This is a genomic window from Shinella sp. M27, assembly GCF_049199905.1.
Lineage (GTDB): Bacteria > Pseudomonadota > Alphaproteobacteria > Rhizobiales > Rhizobiaceae > Shinella.
Genome location: NZ_JBLZPK010000011.1, coordinates 23,975 through 41,726, shown reverse-complemented (window position 1 = coordinate 41,726; position 17,752 = coordinate 23,975). Strand labels below are relative to the sequence as shown.

The window sequence follows — 17,752 nt, the reverse complement described above, 5'->3', positions numbered from 1 at the left end:
TCGGCACCAACACGGGTGATCGGATCAATTATGTCGAACCGTCGACGTGCTCAAGCTCGAAAAAGAATTGCCGATCGTCATGCCTCATTACCATCACTCCCATGAGGCGCTTGTCGTCGATCCTTCGGAAATGGTCGACGATCAGCTGCTCGTCGTAGATCATGGCGGCGCTCGCAATGCCGTCGAAGGCAAGCATTCTGACAGAGGCGACAGGACCGTTCGCGCGCAACCCGCGAACCAGATAGGAGAACAGGTTTCGTGCGATGCGCGTCCTGCCGAACTTGTGAAAGCGGAGCGCCAACCGAAGGGGAATTCGCCTGGGATCGATCGCGATCAAACGGTGCTCTCCCGACGAGAATAGTAAGGCGTCCGCTCGCATCTCCGGGGTAAACCGCTTGCCGAACCAGCCGAGATTCTCCAGCACGCCATCGAGCGGATGGTCCGACGGGATGCCCCGCCCTTTCCATAGGCCGACGAGGTCGTGCGGCTCAATCGGCGGCAGCCGCCGAAATCTCTCAAGTGCCGTTTGCTGGTTTTCCAACGACCCACCTCTACTCTAGGTGCCGCCCGCGCGGTTCGATATCACCGACGCTGACGGATTCTAGCGGTCAAGGTCGGCATGATCGAGGCCGAAGTGATCCAGCACCAGTTGCAAGTTTCGGCGGTTGGACTTGAAATAGACGTCGAAGACGTCGCCGAGCACCGGGACGCTGCCTGCCACCGTATCGAAGCCCACATTGACAAGCATCTTGAAGAGCGTCTCCTTCGGCACGCCGAGACGACGCGCCTCGTTGACGATGAAGAGGCTGACCGCGGCGGCGCCGAAATCGCCCATGCCGGGGATAAGGCCAAGAACGGAGTCGGCGCCGAGAGAGACGCCCGTGCCGGGAATTCGGAGCGCCGTATCCATCAATCTCGCCAAGCCGCGTATCCGGCGAAGACGCATCAAGTGCTCGATCGGAATGTCATGCTTCATACCCGATCGAGGTCCCCTGCCCTGTCTCGCACTCATGCTGTGGCTTTCTGCTTGCCAAGCCGTTTGATGGCCTGCTCCAGCGGACGCTGTCCGTCACAATAATCCTTCCAAGCGCTCGTTTTCGCCAGCAGCGCCGGCACGGTCCGGACGGTGAAGCGCTTCGGATCAAGGTCGGCTTTGACCTGTGTCCAGGTGAGTGGCATCGACACGGTGGCCCCCGCTCGCGCGCGCGGTGAGAAGGGCGCCACGGCGGTCGCCATGCGATCGTTGCGCAGATAGTCGAGGAAAATTCGCCCGCCGCGCAGGCTCTTCGTCATCTTGATCAGATAGAGATCCGGATTGTCGCGGGCCATTTCCTGACAGACGTCATGAGCAAAGCCCTTGGCCTCGGCCCAAGCCAGCGGCTTGCGTTTGTTGACGGCGAGCGGTGTGACGACATGCAGACCCTTACCGCCGGTGGTCTTGCAGAAGCTGATCAGGCCGAGATCGTCCAGCCGGTCGCGCATCTCGCGCGCAGCGGCAACCACCGTGGCGAAATCCACATCGGGGCCGGGATCAAGATCGAATACCAGCCGCCCGGGCACTTCGGGCTGGCCGGGTTCGCAGTTCCAGGGGTGAAGCTCGATGCCGCCGATCTGGGCGATGGCGGCGAGACCTTCCACGCGATCAACCTGAAGGTAAGGCTTCTTGTCGCCGAAGACCTTGACCAGCTCCAGCAGGTTCGACGTCCCGGGCATCGCATGACGCTGGAAGAATTGTTCGCCACCGATACCGTCGGGCGCGCGGATGATCGAACACGGCCGGCCCTTCACATGGTCGATGAGCCAGGAACCAACGGCCTCGTGATAGCGGGCGAGATCCTCCTTGGAGACCGGCCTGCCATCGCCGGCGTCCGGCCAAAGCGGTTTGTCCGGATTGGAAATGAGCACGCCCATAACCTCGGCTTTCGCGCCCTTGCGACGGCTGGGTTTTGCCTTCGCCACGACCTCGGGTTCTGGCGTCGGGGTCTTTGCGGGAGAGGCCGGCTTTTCCGCCTCGACCTCGGCCGCCGGCTTATCCTCCCGCAGGCCCTTGAACGCGGCCTGACGGACAAGGCCGTCCGCGGTCCAGCCGGCGAACTCGATTTCGGCCACGAGTTCGGGCTTCAGCCAGAAGACTTCCCTTTCCTTCTTCGGCGCGCCGATCCCGGTGAAGGGGGACCTTTCCGTTTCGACCGCTCTCAGCTTCGGCAGCAGGGTCTCGACCTTCTTCGCGCCGTAGCCCGTGCCGACGCGGCCGACATAGACGAAGTGGTCGCCGCGGTTGACGCCGACCAGCAGCGATCTGAACTTGCCTTTTGTCTTGGCGTAGCCGCCGATAACCACTTCATGGCCGGCGCGGCATTTGGATTTCGCCCAGGTGTCTGTCCGGCCGGATCGGTAGGGTGCATCTGCCTGTTTTGAGACGATACCCTCGAGGGAGAGCTTGCAGGCAGAGCGCAGCACCGCGTCGCCGCCGGTTTCGAAATGCTCGACGAAGCGCAGATGGGGGTCGTCTGTGGCATCGGTCAGAAGACCCTGAAGCCGCGATTTCCGATCGCTCAGAGGCTTCTCCCGCAGATCCTCGCCGCCATCAAACAGCAGGTCGAAAGCGAAATAGACGAGATTGCCGGTGTTTTTCTCCGACAGTGCCGCCTGCAGCGCGGCGAAATCCGGCGCGCCATTATCGTCGAGGGCGCAAATCTCGCCGTCGATGATGCAGTCTGGTAGCGACGAGGCAACCTCGGCGACCTCTGGATATTTGGCGGTCCAGTCGAGGCCCTTGCGGGTGTTCAGCGTCACCGTCCCATCGGCGACGCGCATCTGGATGCGATAGCCGTCGAATTTGATCTCGTGCAGCCAGTTATCGCCGGCGGGCGGACGATCGAGCGTTTCGCAGAGCTGCGGCGGGATGAACTCTGGAAGATCCACAGCCGTGGACGTCGCCACCTTTTTGCTGGGTCGATTTTTCTTGCGTTCGTCGGCGGCAAGGCGGGTCTTGCTATCCCAGACAGCATCTGCCTCGACATCGCCGCTCGCCATCATGAATGGCTTCGGCTTGCGGCCCTTGCCGGCGGCGATCTGGTCCATCGTTCGCCCGGAGGCGATGGAGGTCATGTTCTCGTCGAGGATGGCCGCGCCGTTCTCCTCCACGGAATGGTCGTCATGGTGCTTGATCAGCAGCCAGTTGGTGCGCTTGCCGCCGTCGCGGTCGTGGCGCATCCGAACCAGCACGAAACTGCCCTGCAGGCGCTTGCCGTGCAGCACAAACTTGAAGTCGCCCTTCTTGAGTGCTTCTTCCGGCGACTTGTTGCCCTCCGGCTCCCAATAACCGCGATCCCAGAGCATGACCGTCCCGCCGCCATATTGCCCTTTCGGGATCGTGCCTTCGAAGTCGCCATAGTCGAGTGGGTGGTCTTCCACCTCGACCGCGAGCCGTTTGTCGCCCGGGTCAAGTGAAGGGCCTTTCGTCACCGCCCAGCTCTTGAGCACTCCGTCGAGTTCGAGACGGAGATCGTAGTGGAGACGGGTCGCATCGTGTTTCTGGATGATGAAGCGCAAACGCTTCGAGGGTTTGACCTCCGTTGAACCGCTCGGTTCCTGCGTCTGCTTGAAATCCCGCTTCTTCTTGTAGGTTGAGAGCTTATCAGCCGCCATCATCGACCTCGTTCGATTTCGCATTGCCGATCCCGACAGAAGGTCAGGCCACGTCGAGTCGAAAACCCCGCGCGAAGGATTCTTGTTCCCGCCGCGTCGCGCATGTTAGGTTGCGAGTATCTCGCGTGGCGAATATGCTCGCCACGGGCGCAATGCCGCTAAGCTTACGAGGATCTTCATGGCAACGGGTACGGTCAAGTTTTTCAATCAGGACAAGGGTTTCGGGTTCATCACGCCCGATGATGGCGGGCAGGATGTTTTTGTCCATGTCTCCGGAGTGATCTCGGGTGGGCCGCTGCGCGATGGTTCGAAGGTCAGCTATGATCTCGGCCAGGACCGCAAGACCGGCAAGTCGAAGGCGGAAAACGTTCGCGCGATCTGATCGGCGCGGGCTAAGGGCGGCGGCTAATCGATGCCGCCGCCAAGCAGTTCAAGGGTTCGCGGGTCCGGTTCGCCGGCGAAGAAGCGCTGAAGGGCGAGCCGAAACCTGTCCTCCGTCGCGCCGGCGGCCTCGTTGAACAGGGTCATTGACGAGCGGAATTTGAGATCGTCGGGGGATCCGAAAATCTCGTGGGCCGAACGGTCGGATACTCCGATGACCGCATCCACCGCCTGCGCCAGTCGTTTAGCAAGAAGGGGATGCAGAAGATAGGCTCGCGCCTCTTCGATTGAGCCGATCCCGTAGAAGTCCGCAGTCGGAGATCTGCCGAGCGCGCGCAGTTGCGGAAAGACGAACCACATCCAATGGGTCTGCTTGCGCCCGGCTCTCAGCTCGGCAAGGACCGCATCGAAGACGAGATCCTGCGCAGGGACGAAGCGGGAAAGCTCAAACGGATCGTTCTCTGCCATCGATCGCCGCTTTCGATGTCGCTGTTAGATCGGCGCGGCTGCCAGCAGCACTGCGACCGGCACAGTGATAGCCGACGCGCTGATCGCCAAGGCCGTCACAAGCCTGATGATGCGGGCGCGCCGCGCGCGCCGAGGATTCCATTCATACGCCATACAAAGTCCCTCCGTCGCCAAAGAAACCATGGGCACCGCTCAGAGTCCATCTTTGCCGTAAAGGAAACCAACCTCGCGAACGCTTGCCATTGCAAAGCGGCACACCGCTCCCATCTTTTGGCGTAGGGGTCAGCGGAGAAACGCAATGCGACAGTTTTTCAAAGATATCGCATCGGATGACGGGATCGAAATCATTACGCCGAAGAAAAGGGAGACTGGCACTCGATGCTCCGCCATTTGCTTCTGCTGCGAGCGTTCGGATCAACCGATGGACGACGACGGTTGTGGAATTTGCGACACATGCCTGGGTTTGCCCGCTCGCGCGGTCGCCGATCCGGACGGACTTGAATTTCCCCCTGCCCTCCCCCATCTATCGATCACTGCCCGTAATCGATGACTGCCTGCAGCGATGGTTATTCCGTCGCGCGTTCGTAGTCCTCCGGGTCACAAGGGCGCTCCCCGAAAGGGTCGAGCGCCCTTCGTTGTTCCGGGCGGTTTTTTGTGTCGTCAAACCGCACACATTCATTCCGCTCGAGCGTTTGACTTCCGACCCCGCCGCACCAGATCATCACCGTTCGTCCTCCTCAAGTGGATGAACCGGGGAGATCCAGGCAGCCCCCGCTGCATCGGATCTCCCCATCAACAGACTTGCATGCAGGATACGAAATGCCTCTCAACACGAAAAATGGCGCAACGGCGCCGAAGGAACTCGGACTGTTTTGGCCGATGCAGACGCTCGAGGGAAAGACCATCGACGTCTATGTCTACGCCAGCACGCTGCAATGGTTCGATGCCGATCCGGTCGGCTCGGTCGGATTGCTCAAGCGGCATAGGGCTTTGCTGGAAACCATCGCCAGCGAAAAATTCGATCGACGCAACCCAACCGACGCCGGCCCGCTTCATATCTCGGAAGAAGACTTGCACAGAGCGCGCACGACTGACGGGGTAGTCGACGACGACGAATAGCGCGGGCAACAGGTGGAAAATCTGTGGCGTTACCCGATGTTCTGGCAGAACGGCTGGAACAAAAAGAGCGGCCGACCGGCCGCTCCTTCTAAATCATATAATTTCCGGCTCGGTCAGCGCCGGTAGCGCAGACGCTCCTGCTCGATCTCGGCGGGACCGTAGGGATCGAGCGTGTCGTCAAAGCGCGTCCAGCCCTGCTCGGCATAGGCGGCGCGGCGCTCGGCGGGATCGACCCAGTTTGACTGGCGCAGGATCGCTTCTGCTTCCGCATAGAGGCTTTCGTCAACGCGCGCGGTGACGAGCGTGCCGCCGCGACGAACGCCTTCGGCATAGACATGTGCATGTTCTTCCGGAACGCCCGATTCCGTCATGGCCCCGATCAGGCCGCCGGCTGCGCCGCCGGCGACAGCGCCGGCAACCGCACCCGCCGCCGTGGCGGCAAGCCAGCCGGCCGCGACCACCGGACCGACGCCCGGAATGGCCATGATGCCGAGGCCGGTCAAAAGGCCGCCGACGCCGCCGACGGCCGCGCCGATCCCCGCACCGGTACCAGCGCCTTCGGCAGCATTGGTGTCCTTAGAATAGCGATCATCGGCGTTGTTCGAGACGATACTGATATCGTCGGAGGGAACCCCGCGTGCTTCGAGCGCGCTCACAGCGGCGCGCGCATCAGAATAATCGTCATAGAGTCCGGTTACGGTCTTGGTCATGGGAGATATCCTCGAATTGCGATGTCACTCGGTGACGATGTTGCCCTGGTAGTCGAGTGCGACGGTGACGGACTTGCCGTCCTTGGTGGCCGTGCCACGCCAGATGCCCTTGTCGTCGAGCTTCAAGCCCGCGAGGTCGGCATAACCTGCCTCGACGATGCGCTCCTTCGCCTGGTCCTCAGTGAAGCTGTTGGCTCCTTCGACCGGCGCGTTGGCGTTCTTGCTGTCCGGGGTGGCGACCGCGGGCGTGTCGCCATCCGTCGAAGGCGTGGTCGAAGTCTGCGCAAGAGCAGCAAAGGTCGATGCGCCGACGAAGGCGGCGGCGAGCAGTAGCTTCTTCATAGTGATGTCCTCGTTGTCAGGCCATTGAAGGCATTGCAGAAACTTCGCAGACGTCGTTTAGTTCCGCCCCCTGTCGGAGATCCTCAAGTCTTGCCGAGCCGATAGCGAAAGGACCCGAAACGCCTTCAGCCTTGCGCGTTTGCGCTGTCGCCTGCAGTGATCGAATAGGTCGCACCCGACGCCATGCGCGCTTCGTCCGAGGCGAGGAAGACCACCATCGGCGCAACGTCTTCCGGCTGGATCATGGGAACGCCGAGCGGCGACTTTTTAGCTAAACCCTCCAGTGCGGTCTGTTCGTCCTTCCGCTCGTTTCCCGTCGGCTTGCCGCCGGCAACGTCGATCGCCTGCGCATAGCGATCTTCATGGCGGGTCAGCACGGTGTCGATAAGGCCTGGGATCAGAGCGTTGACAGTGATGCCGTGCTCGCCAAGGTCCGTTGCGGCCGATTTCATCAATCCGATAACACCCCATTTCGATGCCGAATAGGCCGCGCCACTCTTAGTGCCGTGCTGTCCCTGCGTCGATGACGTCAGGATCATGCGGCCACCACCGCGCCGGACCATGGCCGGACCAAAGGCACGGATCGCATTCGCGGTCCCGGTGAGGTTGACGTCGATCTGGTCGTGCCAGTCCGCATCCTCCATGTCGAGGATCGGTTTGAATGCCTGGATGCCGGCATTGGCGAAAAGGATGTCGATCCAACCGAATTTCTGCTCGATGCGTGCAGCAGCGTCGCGCAATGCGGAAAGGTCCCTCTGATCAATCCGGTACGCCTTCCAGCGGCGTCCGAGCGCTTCGACCATCCGCCCGGTCTCATCAAGGTCCGCTTCAGTCGCAGGCGAATAGTCCAGCGTTTTGCTGACTGGTCCGGCAATGTCGATTCCGGCGATATTCGCGCCCGCGGCGGCAAGCGCGGTGGCTGCTGCGCGACCGATCCCACGCGCCGCACCGGTTACGACCGCAACCTTGCCCGAAAGATCAAAGGGTCTCGTTTGGTCGGCCATCTCAATCTCCTCTTGACCACGCGGCGCTCCGAACCGCGCCCACTGGGGTTCAGCTCACGCTTCCTTGCGTTTGAGCGGCTCCGGCTTTTCGCCATCCGGCAGGATTTCCAGCAAGCGTTGATGGACGACGTCCGTGCTAAACGGCTTCTGAATGAAGACTGCGCCATCGGGGAGCTGGCCGGGCTCCGGCATCATCCGGCCGGAGGCGACAAGTATCTTGACCGAAGACCAACGCTCGGCGACCTCGCGGGCAAGACGAAGCCGTCTCGCCCGCCAGGCATCTGGACGTCCGTGAACAGAAGCACGATGTCGCCCTCGTGCCTTTCGAGCTGCGTCACCGCCGCCGCAACGCTCGACGCATCGAGCGCGCGGAATCCAGCGTCTCGCAACATGTCGCAGGCATCGAGAAGGATGAAGACATCGCCATCGACGACGAGCGCGTATGGAGCAGTCTGGGAGTTTGACATATTCCACAAACACCGATCTTGGGCGTTTGTTCATGTCGATAGCCAGCGAATTAGTCGGGATAGCGATCAGGTCCGAGGGAACAGCTGTTGCAAGGGAATTTCTAGGCTGAGAGAAAGTCCGTCCGGCCGCCAGTTCCGAGACAGCTGGCCGCGAAGTCCTTGAAGCGAGGCGCGCTCCAGGGTCGAGCCGAAGCCCTCGTGCCTGTCTTGCTCGCCGGCTTGGATTCCGCGTTCGTCCCAGGTCATGTGCAAGAGGTCATCGGAGACCTCCAGCAAAACTGTCAGATGACCGTCGGTCGTAGAAAGGGCGCCGTACTTGGCAGCGTTGGTGGCCAGTTCATGCAGCAGCAACGCCGCGGATGTCAGGGCATTGCCGGTAATCGGAACGTCTGTGCCGGAAACGGAGATGCGCGAGCCGAGGTGGTGCTCGTGTGGCGCGAGGATGGCGTTCAACAGCGCGATGAAGCTCGTCTCCGTCTCGGCGCCGGGATCGTTGTTCAGGTCGGGAAGCGTCAGCGAATGGGCGCGCGCCAAGGCCTGCATGCGGGCGCTGAGATCGGCGGCAAGATCCGCCGTGGTCGTCGATGCCTTGGCGCTCAACGAGATCAGCGAGGCCGCCATTGTGAACAGGTTCTTGATGCGATGGTGCATCTCGCGCAGCAGGATCGATTGCTGCGCCGCCGCCCTCTTTCGTGCCGTGATATCGCGGGCGATCTTGGAGGCGCCGAGGATCTCGCCGGCCGCGTTGCGAACAGGCGAAACAGTCAGCGAGACCTCGATGAGCTCCCCATCCTTGCGGCGGCGAACCGTCTCGAAATGGTCGATACGCTCACCGGCGCGCAGCCGGCGCAGGATGCCCTCCTCCTCATGGTGCCGATCTTCCGGGATAACCAGTGTGATGGGTTTTCCGATCGCCTCGTCGGTCGCGTAGCCGAATAGACGTTCAGCGCCCCGATTCCAGGTCGTTATGATGCCGTCGAGCGTTTTGCTGAGAATAGCGTCATCGGAATTCTCGACGATGGCGGCAAGCCATGCGGAGGCTTCCGACATTTGCAGACTATCGGCGATCCATCGATCGTCATGGGGAATATTGCCGTCGCGACCGTCATTTTCCATCAATATCGTACCTCCGGGACCGCATCGTCCCCGAGCGGATCTTGCCTGCGCGAACTCAACCACGACACGAGATACAACCACGTAGCGCGGTTTGCGCGTATTGTAAGGCCACGCCGTCGTTTAGTGCGGCATTACGCAGGTTTACCCGCGATGTTCTATTCGAGAAGCGCGCCGAGATCGTGAAACGCCTCGCGCTGTTCAGCGGCATATTCGCCCTCTGCCACGACACGAAATGCCTTGCCCTGCGCCTTGAGCTCCTGCGCGGTTTTGAGAGCGTCCGGAAAGACCAGCTTGGGTTCGTCGTGCGTGTCGGCCCCGGTTGGATCGAGCGAACTCAGGGCGATGACCTGGAAGGTCGATGGCATGGGATTTCCCGTTTTCGCGCCCATCCCGCTAGCCTTCATTTCCGTCCGAAACAAAATCGTCCGGAAGCGCCGTGCGAGCCCGGCGCAACGCGTCCGCCTGATTGAGCCATTTCCGTCGCAGAACGTCCTCGATCGAAAAGGCGACGTCCTCCGCGCTCCAGTTCGCATCCACCATCTCCCGGACGAGCGCCGTTATTTTCTCGTCGATGATAGGGCCAAGTTCATCGCGGTTGCGCAGCTCAATCGTCATCGCACATGAACCTCCGTTGGCATCAGCATACATCGCCGAGCGGCCTCCCGACTGTCGGAGGCACAGGTCTGTAACGCGAACGGCGGTGATGGGTTTCACCGGAGAATAGAGTTCCTCGGAAATTAGGGAAAATAGCCCGATATACGTAAGGGTGTTTCGTTTGCCTTGCACAACCCTCTGCTGAAATTCACGCAGTGATGGAGGGCTACGGCGCGCCGATAGAGAGGATACCGATGCAAGATCCCGGAAGGATTGGACTCTGCTCTGGAAGAGCATATTCTAGGGACGTCAGCCCAGCACCTGAACCTTGGGCCGACAGTAACTCGTGCGCTATGGACCGCTGTGGGGTGCGGCAATGGAATCGTATTTGAGCAAAGGCACGTTTAAGCCGGAAGAGCTTGCCGCACTGAAACAGGTTTTTGACGAGATCGTCGCAGAACCATGGTTCGAAGCGACGGAAGAAGCGAAAGAAGAGTTCGCAAAATATCTCTTCGAAACGTTTCCGGCGGTCACGTTCGATCCGCAAAAGCACCGACCAATCGTGGAAGCGACCGCGCGCACCTTCTATACCCGCGACGGATAAAATCACCTGTCAGTCCACCGGTAGGCGACGGTCGCACCCTGGACGTGCTGTCCGAATTGCGCGCCTCAGGCATTGCCGAGGTTGATGCCTTCACGCGGTCCGGCCGGTCTCGCCTAACCGGGGCTCGGCAACCGAGCCGTAGTTGTCGTGGAGACGCCACCAAATGTAGGGATCGCCTTGGGGGCGCCCGCTTGGAACATCTTGCCAGCTCTCCTGCCGAGCGGCGTCATATCGAGAAATGACCAGACCGGTCCTATATCCTCGATACAGCGGCCATTCAAAAAGTAGGTGCGGAAGATACGGTCGCCGCGCCGGATAAAAACATTGATGCCGAACTGTTCCTCAACACCAAAATCCCAGGAGAAGCTGTCGTCCGGGAGCGAGAAGAACGGGATGTGGCCCCACCGCATTCGCTCGCGCAGGCGCTCGATCATCTCGATGGGCGCTGCGGTGACGAAGACGAGAGTTGTGTCGCGGGCGGCAACATGGGCTGGATGGACGATGGTATCCGCAAACAACGAGCAGCCGCTACAAGCGCCATCCGGCCAGTTTTCGACATCGGGTGCATAGAAGAAGCGATCGACATAAGCTGTCGCCGTCCCTTGAACAGGCCGAGCAGATCCACGTCGCCATTGGCGCCTTGGAATTTGTAGTCGCGGTCGATCTGAGTGACCGGCAAGCGCCAGCGCTTGGCCGCCAGGCGATCCTTGGCCTTCATCAAGGCCATCTCCTCCACAAGCAACGCCTCTCGAGCGGCCTTCCATTCCTCGTCCGAAACCACATCGAAGCCACCGATCGGTTCGCACATGAATGGCGCGGGCACGCCGGACCCTTCCTGTTTGGGCATGGTGTTCTCCCTGAATGGGTTTTCCATGCATGGAGCGGTAAGGACACCCACAGGTTCCGGGCCGATCCTTATGCGCGCAGGATCTTCTCCATCGCCTTTCCCTTCGCGAGTTCGTCGATCAACTTGTCCAGATATCGGATTTCCCGCATGAGCGGCTCCTGGATATCCTCGACACGGATTCCGCAGATCACGCCTTTGATCAAGGACCGGGATGGGTTCAGTTCCGGCGCTTCGGCAAAGAAATCCTCGAAACTCGTTTTCTGTACCAGATGCTCGTTCAAAGCTTCACGGCTGTAGCCGGTGAGCCAGCAGACGATTTCGTCGACCTCGTCCTTCGTGCGTCCCTTCTTTTCCGCCTTCGTGATGTAGTGGGGGTAAACGCTCGCGACGCTGATGGAATAGATGAGGTGCCCTGTCATGCGTCCTCCTTTTGCAGTGTCAGGATAGTCGAGGCAGCGGAAGACACAATTGGGCATCAGTGATCTTTGTGCACCTTCACAAGTGCGCTCGCCGGAACCATTTGCCATGCTTTGCGCTCCTCCAATTGGAGGCAAAGCATGGACTTACGCATCAGGCACCAAAGGACTGTGATAGCCGGGATAGACACGTGGGCGCTCCGGTCGTCCTGCTGCCGCACGACAATCTGCACTCATCCAACGGGTCGCCCATAAATGTTTAACTTTCACGCTCGAGATGATCACATTGCCGGAAGCGACCCTACGCGTTCGATATGGAGGTTCGGGCCCGCCTCTTCTCCTCTTGCATGGCCATCCACGTACCCATACGACCTGATATCGGGTCGCGCCGTTCCTCGCTGGCATTTCACTGTAGTCTGCCCTAATCTTCGCGGCTTCGGCCAATCGAGCCAGCCAAGTGATGCACATAACTACGTTGCATCCTCGAAGCGCGCAAAGGCGCGCGACTGTATCGCGCTCATGGATCACCTCGGCTTTCCAACGTTCAACCTAGCTGGCCACGACCGGGGTAGCTACACGGCGTTTCGGGCCGCAATGGACCTGACCGCATAGCAAAGCTGGCAATCCTTGACGGCGTGCCGATCCTGGAGGCGCTCGAGCGCTGCAACGCAGAGTTTGCGTCGCGCTGGTGGCACTGGTTCTTTTTCGGACAGCCAGACAAGCCCGAGCAGGCGATCATGGCGGACCCTGCCGCATGGTACGGTGGCTCAAAGGATGAGCTCGGACCGGAAAATTTCGCGGACTTCATGGCAGCGATCAATAACCCTGACACCGTTAAGGGCATGCTTGGGGACTATCGCGCTGGTCTGTTCATCGACCATATTCATGACCGCGAAGATCGGACCGCAGGACGGAAGTTGGCCTGCCCGTTGCACGTCATTTGGTCGCTACGAGACGACCTGTGAAAAATCTACGGCGATGTCCTTGCCGTGTGGCAACCTTGGGCGGAATTGCAGGTAACGGGCCACGGCATCGATTGTGCACACCATGTAGCCGAAGAAGCGCCGGAGGACCTGGCGGAAGCATTGACTGCATTCTTTCTCCGAGACTGCCGGCAGGAAAAATGCTGACAGACCGAAGTATCCCTCGTCGCATGGACAACATCGCGCTCACAAAAGCCTAATCGTCTGAATTCGACTTCCCGAAATCACGTTCCCAGCCGAACACGCTGCGTCCGTCGATGGCGGCCGAACGGCGAAATTCCCCGGCGACGATCTCCTTCAAATCCGGCCCCGTCACATAGCGTTCGAGTTGACGGCTTTGCTCGTCAAGCCGCTTCAGCGCCTCCAATTCCTCTTCCACCCCCAACCTCGCCTTGCGGACCGCGGATTTCATCACGCCGATCGTCTCGTCATACACTTTCAATGGCACCGGAAACGGGTGTCTATCCTTACCACCATGTGCGAGCGAAAACCGGGCGGGATCAGAAAAGCGGCAGGGTGCTCCGTGCACAACCTCGGCCACCAGTGCGAGAGCCTGAAGGGTGCGTGCACCCACGCCCGGCGTGAGGAGTAGCCCCTCGAAGTCGACCGGTCCGCGCTCCGCTGCCGCAGCGAGATTGCCATGCAGACGCCGCATGTTGATGTCGCTTTCGCGGACATCGTGGTGCGCCGGCATAACAAGATGCGGCAAGGTGAGTTGGGCGTCGCCTTTCTTCACGCTGATTGCCGGTGCTTTTTCGATCAAGGCCAGCTCGCGGATGATACGGTCCGGCCCGAGCGTTGCAAGAAGATCGAGTTGCCTCTCGCGCGAGGGCTTGGCGCGCGTGTCGGCAAGATTGACGATTTCCCCCTGGTCCCTCCCCTCGATGGCGGCATGCGGCGAGTCGAGAAAACCGTTCAGCCCCTCGGATAGCCAGTGATACCGCCGAGCCTGACGTCTGTCGCCGTTCATGCCCTGCTGCACGACAACCCATTTCCCGTCGTCGGCAACCACAAATCCGTGCAAATAGAGGTCGAACCCGTCCTGCACTGCGGCACTATCGACCTTTGCGACCAATCGGCTCGTCGTAGAAAGTCTCACACCGTCAAGGCCGACGCGATCACCGATGCTCATCAGTTCGCCCGGCGTCTTGCGCGACTGGGCGCCGCGCCCGCCGCAGACATGAAGGCCCAGCTCACCGGAGAGCGGAACCAGGCCGCGCTTCAAGGCGCCGAGAACGCTGGTCGTTATCCCCGAGGAATGCCAGTCCATTCCCATGACGGCGCCGAAGGACTGGAACCAGAACGGATTGGCCAGCCGGCGCAGATAGTCATCACGCCCATAGTGATGAACGATCGCCTCGGTGATGACCGCACCGAGCCGCGTCATACGATCCCCGAGCCATCTCGGAACTTTCCCGCCATGCAGGGGAAGATCGGCGCTTCCTGCGCGTTTCGCCAATGTCGTGACCTCTGAAATACCCAACGACAGATAGACAGTGCAGGACCAGTCTACAACATCGCGCACCGCTCTATCGACACGTCTGATCCAACTGACATCCGCTGACGGGACAGCGTCGCCCAGACGCAAGGAGCAAGCGCAATAACCCTCTGCGCCAGCGATCGTTGCTCGCAAAATTTGCCCGGTGGGGAACTTCCGATCCAAGACCTTGGTTCCTTTGCGATCATGAGATGGAGACCAGACGATGACCATAAACCCAATCGGTGAGACCATCCCCCGCGGTGTGATAGCCTACCCCTCCCCCGACACCACATCCGATGCGCAGGAAGCCGTCTCACCAAGCGGGCTGCAGGCTTGGAACGAACTGGCTGATATCGGCTTGAGCCTCGCCTTCCTTCCCGCCCTCGCATGGGCCAGTTTCGTGACAACCAGCACCGCCGCCTGGCAGGCATGGGCGTTCCCCGATTTGCAAAGCGACGCGCCGCCGGTTTCAAAACTCTCTTCTGTCGAGGGCAGACCGTTCTCAAGCTGATCTGACCACTCGAATTTATGGAGGCACGCATGGACAATGAATCCGTTTCACCCGCCGTGATATCGTTGCTGAACGAGCGGGCGGAACAGACGGCAAAACGCAAGACCAGGCTCGACAAGGGACTGGAGGATACCTTTCCCGCATCCGACCCGGTTTCCGTGACGCACACCGCTACTGCAACCGATTCAATAGCGGCGCCGGCCGAGCCCCACGAAAGTGAACGTCTGGGGCTCCACCCGTCCAACAATCCCTCGGCATCGACAGATGATCATGCTGCCGTGCTTCACGAGATACGACGCGATCTGGAGAACCTCCGTGACCGCTTCCGTGCTACTACCTTCGACGTCAGTGGCACCGCACGCGCCAAAGCCAGCGCGATCGAACGCCGTGTCGAACAGATAATGCGCGAACGACCTCTGGTGACCGTCGGCCTCGCTACCGCACTGTCTTTTATTCTCGGCGCCGGGTATGGCGCCAGAAGTAGAGACTATCGATGACAGTCCGCCCCGGTCGTCAGTGAGATGCCGAAAGGTCATCGCGCCAGCTCGACTCGGCTGACATCGATAGTCGCATTGATGGCACTTGCCGGCGCGGCGCTCTGGGTGGCTGCGCCGACATGGCGGGCGTCCGGACTGGTTCCTGATAAGCATGAAGTCGATGCGCATGGCCGCGAAGCCGAGGTTCCGGAATCAATCCCGGCCCGAGGTCTTCGCGATGTCTTCTGGCGGGTGTTCCATGAGGTCTCGACCGACCGGGTGATGCTTATCTCAGCCGGTGCAACCTTCCATCTGCTACTCGCCATCTTTCCCGCCCTGGCGGCTTTGGTGTCGCTCTATGGCCTTGTCGCCGATCCATCGACCATGGCAGATCACCTGAACGCCTTGGCCTCGCTTCTTCCGCTTGGTTCCTTCGAGATCGTCGCCGATCAGATCGCCAATCTTGCCGCCAGTCGGGACCGAACCCTCGGATTGATCTTCTTCGTTGGCCTGATCATCGCACTTTGGAGTACACGAAACGGCGTTCTCGCGATCTTCGACGCGATGAACGTCGCCTATGACGAGGAAGAAAAGCGCGGTTTCGTCAAGCGGAACCTGATCGGGCTGGTGTTCACCATCGGCGGGGTATTGGGGCTCAGCGCTTTGATCGGCGTTGTTGCTGTCTTGCCGGCCATCCTGGCATATCTCAGGCTGGACGGCGCCGACGAGCGGCTTCTCCTGATCCTACGCTGGCCGATCCTGCTGGGGCTCGCTTTTGCCGCCGTGACCTGTATCTACCGATATGGGCCAAGCCGCTCGCCGGCGCGTCTACGGTGGCTGACATGGGGCGCAGCGCTGACGGTGGTCGCGTGGATCGCCATGTCCGTCGGCTTCTCCTTCTATCTCAGCAATTTCGCCGACTATAACGCTGCCTATGGTGCGTTTGGTGCCCTGATGGGTCTCCTCATCTGGATTTGGCTTTCGGTCGGCATTCTGATTGTGGGGGCGGAGCTGAATGCGGAAATCGAAAATCAGACGGCGCGGGACACCACGACAGGTCCACCGCTTGCCATGGGCGCACGTGGCGCCTTCGTCGCCGACACGCTCGGAGCAACGGCAGACGCGATAAAGAGCAACAGTGACTAGGCTTCTTCTCTCGAGGCGCTCGGAACAAGCGGCGGGCTGCGAGGTTCAAACAACAAAGGAGACCTGCCATGAAAACTCTACCCGCCACATTTGCCCTGTTGCTGATTTCGTCCACCGCCTTTGCCCAATCGACGGCCGAGACCACAGGCGTCAACTCCGCCTTGAACATTCCTCCCAAAACGGAGGATTTCGTGAAGGAGGTCTCGATGAGCGACATCTTCGAGATCGAGTCGAGCAAGCTCGCGCTGCAGAAGGGCAACACGGCGACGAAAGCCTTCGCCCAGCAGATGATCGACGCTCACGAGAAGACGACGAGCGAACTGAAGGAACTGATCGACGGCGGCAAGGTGAAGGCGCCTGCGGCTACGGGCATGTCCGACGCGCAGAAGAAATCGTTCGACGAGCTTAAGGATCTCTCGGGCAAGGAGTTCGACGATGCCTACCAGGACGATCAGGAAGACGCCCATGAGGACGCCGTCGATGTCTTCAAGCGCTACGCTTCCGAAGGTGACAACGCCGACCTGAAGGCATGGGCCGCAAAGACGCTTCCGGCCCTCGAACACCACCTGAAAATGGCCGAAGACCTGGACGACTAGCCCGCACCATTGCGCGCTCGGTCATGGAGTAAATTCCAATGAATCCGCACAAATCCGCAAAAGGGTCGAAAGATCCCAGGCTCGACGCCGCCGGCCAGTATGCCCCCTTGCAGGCCGACCGGTCGGCAGACGGCGTCGCAAGCGCGAAGCCAACGGTCGTCACCGGTTCCGAGGATGCCACTGCGCACCGCGATCCCCCTGGCAAGAAACGCCAGAAGGATTGGGACGTCGGCTTCGACGACCGCCAACCCGACCGGTCTTGAAAGGAGGTGGCCATGAACAAGAGTAAAAATCCGGGGATTGAACACCGAAACCCTGAGCAGGCCGCCCGAACAGGCGGTGAGGCGGTTTCCGACCCGCATCCCGGCAGCGTATCGGTCGGCACCCACCCGGAAGCTTCCGAGACAAAGCTACCGCGCGGCGCAGATGGCCGCCACACGGAAAGGCGACCGACGTGAAGCTCCTCATCGGATCATGTCTTTGCGGACAGGTAAGGATCACAGTACGGGGCGCTCCCGACCGGGTCGGCATCTGCCATTGCACCGATTGTCGGCAGGAGAGTGGCTCGGCCTTCACGTTTTTCGGGGTCTGGCCTGCTGGACAGTTCGAACATACAGGAGAAACCGCCAGCTTTTTCGGGCGGTCCTTTTGCCCGCACTGCGGCGGGCGTGTCTTCTCCCTCGATACACACGAAGCAGAGGTCAAGCTCGGTATTCTGTGCGATGCGCCTTCACCCCTCACCCCCAGCTACGAACTGTGGGTCAAGCGCCGTGAACCCTGGCTTCGGCCTATCGATGGCGCCGAACAATATGAAGAAGACAGGTCGTGACCGCGATCGGCT

General features: G+C 60.6%; 23 protein-coding genes and 2 pseudogenes. 12 read left to right on the top strand and 13 right to left on the bottom strand.

The genetic code is table 11. From position 1 onward, the window contains the following. Nucleotides 1–28: 28 nt before the first annotated feature. The 3 genes from ACOZK4_RS03380 to ligD are packed head-to-tail and all read right to left on the bottom strand — an operon-like array spanning nt 29 to nt 3,651. Nucleotides 29–541 (bottom strand): DUF4334 domain-containing protein, encoded by a 513-nt coding sequence (locus ACOZK4_RS03380; protein ID WP_313526263.1) that lies wholly within the window; start codon nt 539–541, stop codon nt 29–31. 60 nt (nt 542–601) lie between these two features. Continuing rightward, nucleotides 602–1,012: a DUF4112 domain-containing protein gene (locus tag ACOZK4_RS03375; protein ID WP_313526266.1), complete on the bottom strand. Its 411-nt coding sequence runs from the start codon at nt 1,010–1,012 to the stop codon at nt 602–604. After that, nucleotides 1,009–3,651: a DNA ligase D gene (ligD, locus tag ACOZK4_RS03370; RefSeq protein ID WP_421590437.1), complete on the bottom strand. Its 2,643-nt coding sequence runs from the start codon at nt 3,649–3,651 to the stop codon at nt 1,009–1,011. The genes ACOZK4_RS03375 and ligD overlap by 4 nt, the downstream gene beginning before the upstream one ends. Nucleotides 3,652–3,829: 178 nt before the next feature. On the opposite strand from ligD, the gene ACOZK4_RS03365 reads away from it, so the two are divergent. Next, entirely contained in the window at nt 3,830–4,033 is a 204-nt protein-coding gene (locus tag ACOZK4_RS03365; protein WP_112803963.1) for a cold-shock protein, read from the top strand. Nucleotides 4,034–4,056: 23 nt separating this feature from the next. Here the strand turns inward: ACOZK4_RS03365 and ACOZK4_RS03360 are convergent, their stop codons facing one another. Further along, the gene (locus ACOZK4_RS03360) at nt 4,057–4,500 is read right to left on the bottom strand and encodes a DUF1810 domain-containing protein (RefSeq protein WP_313526273.1); all 444 of its coding nucleotides are present in this window, start codon (nt 4,498–4,500) and stop codon (nt 4,057–4,059) included. A gap of 819 nt (nt 4,501–5,319) precedes the next feature. On the opposite strand from ACOZK4_RS03360, the gene ACOZK4_RS03355 reads away from it, so the two are divergent. Continuing rightward, entirely contained in the window at nt 5,320–5,619 is a 300-nt protein-coding gene (locus ACOZK4_RS03355) for a hypothetical protein (protein ID WP_421590435.1), read from the top strand. A gap of 113 nt (nt 5,620–5,732) precedes the next feature. Here ACOZK4_RS03355 and ACOZK4_RS03350 read toward each other — a convergent pair whose 3' ends face one another. From ACOZK4_RS03350 to ACOZK4_RS03340, 3 genes are all read right to left on the bottom strand, one after another. Beyond that, nucleotides 5,733–6,329: a general stress protein gene (locus ACOZK4_RS03350; RefSeq protein ID WP_421590434.1), complete on the bottom strand. Its 597-nt coding sequence runs from the start codon at nt 6,327–6,329 to the stop codon at nt 5,733–5,735. A 24-nt stretch (nt 6,330–6,353) separates the two neighbouring features. Next, nucleotides 6,354–6,671: a PepSY domain-containing protein gene (locus ACOZK4_RS03345; protein WP_421590433.1), complete on the bottom strand. Its 318-nt coding sequence runs from the start codon at nt 6,669–6,671 to the stop codon at nt 6,354–6,356. Between the two features lie 125 nt (nt 6,672–6,796). Beyond that, on the bottom strand, nt 6,797–7,675 hold the full coding sequence (locus ACOZK4_RS03340) for an SDR family NAD(P)-dependent oxidoreductase (protein WP_421590431.1): 879 nt from the start codon (nt 7,673–7,675) through the stop codon (nt 6,797–6,799). A 317-nt stretch (nt 7,676–7,992) separates the two neighbouring features. On the opposite strand from ACOZK4_RS03340, the gene ACOZK4_RS03335 reads away from it, so the two are divergent. After that, nucleotides 7,993–8,139 carry a hypothetical protein gene (locus ACOZK4_RS03335; RefSeq protein WP_313529776.1) on the top strand — a complete coding sequence of 49 codons (147 nt, stop codon included), beginning with the start codon at nt 7,993–7,995 and terminating at the stop codon, nt 8,137–8,139. 69 nt (nt 8,140–8,208) lie between these two features. Here ACOZK4_RS03335 and ACOZK4_RS03330 read toward each other — a convergent pair whose 3' ends face one another. From ACOZK4_RS03330 to ACOZK4_RS03320, 3 genes are all read right to left on the bottom strand, one after another. Next, nucleotides 8,209–9,258: a sensor histidine kinase gene (locus ACOZK4_RS03330; protein WP_421590429.1), complete on the bottom strand. Its 1,050-nt coding sequence runs from the start codon at nt 9,256–9,258 to the stop codon at nt 8,209–8,211. Nucleotides 9,259–9,413: 155 nt separating this feature from the next. Further along, nucleotides 9,414–9,623, bottom strand: a complete 210-nt coding sequence (locus tag ACOZK4_RS03325) for a hypothetical protein (RefSeq protein WP_421590428.1) — start codon at nt 9,621–9,623, stop codon at nt 9,414–9,416. Nucleotides 9,624–9,651: 28 nt separating this feature from the next. After that, nucleotides 9,652–9,873: a hypothetical protein gene (locus ACOZK4_RS03320; protein WP_421590427.1), complete on the bottom strand. Its 222-nt coding sequence runs from the start codon at nt 9,871–9,873 to the stop codon at nt 9,652–9,654. A 367-nt stretch (nt 9,874–10,240) separates the two neighbouring features. Here ACOZK4_RS03320 and ACOZK4_RS03315 point away from each other — a divergent pair, with 367 nt between their 5' ends. Further along, nucleotides 10,241–10,456, top strand: a complete 216-nt coding sequence (locus tag ACOZK4_RS03315) for a hypothetical protein (protein ID WP_313529766.1) — start codon at nt 10,241–10,243, stop codon at nt 10,454–10,456. A 113-nt stretch (nt 10,457–10,569) separates the two neighbouring features. Here the strand turns inward: ACOZK4_RS03315 and ACOZK4_RS03310 are convergent. Both ACOZK4_RS03310 and ACOZK4_RS03305 read right to left on the bottom strand, forming a co-directional pair. Beyond that, nucleotides 10,570–11,183: pseudogene (locus ACOZK4_RS03310) on the bottom strand (DUF899 family protein). 188 nt (nt 11,184–11,371) lie between these two features. Further along, complete coding sequence (locus tag ACOZK4_RS03305; RefSeq protein ID WP_421590657.1) at nt 11,372–11,722, bottom strand: DUF2200 domain-containing protein; 351 nt, start codon at nt 11,720–11,722, stop codon at nt 11,372–11,374. 274 nt (nt 11,723–11,996) lie between these two features. Between ACOZK4_RS03305 and ACOZK4_RS03300 the strand changes: the two are divergent. Next, nucleotides 11,997–12,849, top strand: a pseudogene (locus ACOZK4_RS03300) (alpha/beta fold hydrolase). A gap of 49 nt (nt 12,850–12,898) precedes the next feature. On the opposite strand, the gene ACOZK4_RS03295 reads toward ACOZK4_RS03300, so the two are convergent. Beyond that, nucleotides 12,899–14,161 (bottom strand): DUF763 domain-containing protein, encoded by a 1,263-nt coding sequence (locus ACOZK4_RS03295; RefSeq protein WP_421590655.1) that lies wholly within the window; start codon nt 14,159–14,161, stop codon nt 12,899–12,901. A 244-nt stretch (nt 14,162–14,405) separates the two neighbouring features. On the opposite strand from ACOZK4_RS03295, the gene ACOZK4_RS03290 reads away from it, so the two are divergent. The 7 genes from ACOZK4_RS03290 (at nt 14,406) to ACOZK4_RS03260 (ending at nt 17,740) form a co-directional block, all read left to right on the top strand. Continuing rightward, nucleotides 14,406–14,693, top strand: coding sequence for a hypothetical protein (locus ACOZK4_RS03290; RefSeq protein ID WP_313529764.1), 288 nt, complete (start codon nt 14,406–14,408; stop codon nt 14,691–14,693). Nucleotides 14,694–14,722: 29 nt separating this feature from the next. Continuing rightward, entirely contained in the window at nt 14,723–15,190 is a 468-nt protein-coding gene (locus ACOZK4_RS03285) for a hypothetical protein (protein WP_421590426.1), read from the top strand. A 78-nt stretch (nt 15,191–15,268) separates the two neighbouring features. Further along, the gene (locus ACOZK4_RS03280; protein WP_421590424.1) at nt 15,269–16,315 is read left to right on the top strand and encodes a YihY/virulence factor BrkB family protein; all 1,047 of its coding nucleotides are present in this window, start codon (nt 15,269–15,271) and stop codon (nt 16,313–16,315) included. 68 nt (nt 16,316–16,383) lie between these two features. Continuing rightward, complete coding sequence (locus tag ACOZK4_RS03275) at nt 16,384–16,911, top strand: DUF4142 domain-containing protein (RefSeq protein WP_313529755.1); 528 nt, start codon at nt 16,384–16,386, stop codon at nt 16,909–16,911. Between the two features lie 38 nt (nt 16,912–16,949). Continuing rightward, nucleotides 16,950–17,174, top strand: coding sequence for a hypothetical protein (locus ACOZK4_RS03270; protein ID WP_313529752.1), 225 nt, complete (start codon nt 16,950–16,952; stop codon nt 17,172–17,174). A 12-nt stretch (nt 17,175–17,186) separates the two neighbouring features. After that, nucleotides 17,187–17,369 carry a hypothetical protein gene (locus ACOZK4_RS03265; protein ID WP_421590423.1) on the top strand — a complete coding sequence of 61 codons (183 nt, stop codon included), beginning with the start codon at nt 17,187–17,189 and terminating at the stop codon, nt 17,367–17,369. After that, nucleotides 17,366–17,740: a GFA family protein gene (locus ACOZK4_RS03260; protein ID WP_421590422.1), complete on the top strand. Its 375-nt coding sequence runs from the start codon at nt 17,366–17,368 to the stop codon at nt 17,738–17,740. Before ACOZK4_RS03265 ends, ACOZK4_RS03260 begins: the two co-directional genes overlap by 4 nt. Nucleotides 17,741–17,752: the final 12 nt, after the last annotated feature.

Bases quoted from the DNA above. Each gene is read 5' to 3' on its own strand.
- ACOZK4_RS03340 (WP_421590431.1), bottom strand. From the start codon at position 7,675: ATGGCCGACCAAACGAGACCCTTTGATCTTTCGGGCAAGGTTGCGGTC.
- ACOZK4_RS03290 (WP_313529764.1), top strand. From the start codon at position 14,406: ATGACCATAAACCCAATCGGTGAGACCATCCCCCGCGGTGTGATAGCC.
- ACOZK4_RS03360 (WP_313526273.1), bottom strand. From the start codon at position 4,500: ATGGCAGAGAACGATCCGTTTGAGCTTTCCCGCTTCGTCCCTGCGCAG.
- ACOZK4_RS03265 (WP_421590423.1), top strand. From the start codon at position 17,187: ATGAACAAGAGTAAAAATCCGGGGATTGAACACCGAAACCCTGAGCAG.
- ACOZK4_RS03350 (WP_421590434.1), bottom strand. From the start codon at position 6,329: ATGACCAAGACCGTAACCGGACTCTATGACGATTATTCTGATGCGCGC.
- ACOZK4_RS03345 (WP_421590433.1), bottom strand. From the start codon at position 6,671: ATGAAGAAGCTACTGCTCGCCGCCGCCTTCGTCGGCGCATCGACCTTT.
- ACOZK4_RS03320 (WP_421590427.1), bottom strand. From the start codon at position 9,873: ATGACGATTGAGCTGCGCAACCGCGATGAACTTGGCCCTATCATCGAC.
- ACOZK4_RS03365 (WP_112803963.1), top strand. From the start codon at position 3,830: ATGGCAACGGGTACGGTCAAGTTTTTCAATCAGGACAAGGGTTTCGGG.
- ACOZK4_RS03325 (WP_421590428.1), bottom strand. From the start codon at position 9,623: ATGCCATCGACCTTCCAGGTCATCGCCCTGAGTTCGCTCGATCCAACC.
- ACOZK4_RS03280 (WP_421590424.1), top strand. From the start codon at position 15,269: ATGGCACTTGCCGGCGCGGCGCTCTGGGTGGCTGCGCCGACATGGCGG.
- ACOZK4_RS03275 (WP_313529755.1), top strand. From the start codon at position 16,384: ATGAAAACTCTACCCGCCACATTTGCCCTGTTGCTGATTTCGTCCACC.
- ACOZK4_RS03305 (WP_421590657.1), bottom strand. From the start codon at position 11,722: ATGACAGGGCACCTCATCTATTCCATCAGCGTCGCGAGCGTTTACCCC.
- ACOZK4_RS03355 (WP_421590435.1), top strand. From the start codon at position 5,320: ATGCCTCTCAACACGAAAAATGGCGCAACGGCGCCGAAGGAACTCGGA.
- ligD (WP_421590437.1), bottom strand. From the start codon at position 3,651: ATGGCGGCTGATAAGCTCTCAACCTACAAGAAGAAGCGGGATTTCAAG.
- ACOZK4_RS03375 (WP_313526266.1), bottom strand. From the start codon at position 1,012: ATGAGTGCGAGACAGGGCAGGGGACCTCGATCGGGTATGAAGCATGAC.
- ACOZK4_RS03330 (WP_421590429.1), bottom strand. From the start codon at position 9,258: ATGGAAAATGACGGTCGCGACGGCAATATTCCCCATGACGATCGATGG.
- ACOZK4_RS03285 (WP_421590426.1), top strand. From the start codon at position 14,723: ATGGACAATGAATCCGTTTCACCCGCCGTGATATCGTTGCTGAACGAG.
- ACOZK4_RS03270 (WP_313529752.1), top strand. From the start codon at position 16,950: ATGAATCCGCACAAATCCGCAAAAGGGTCGAAAGATCCCAGGCTCGAC.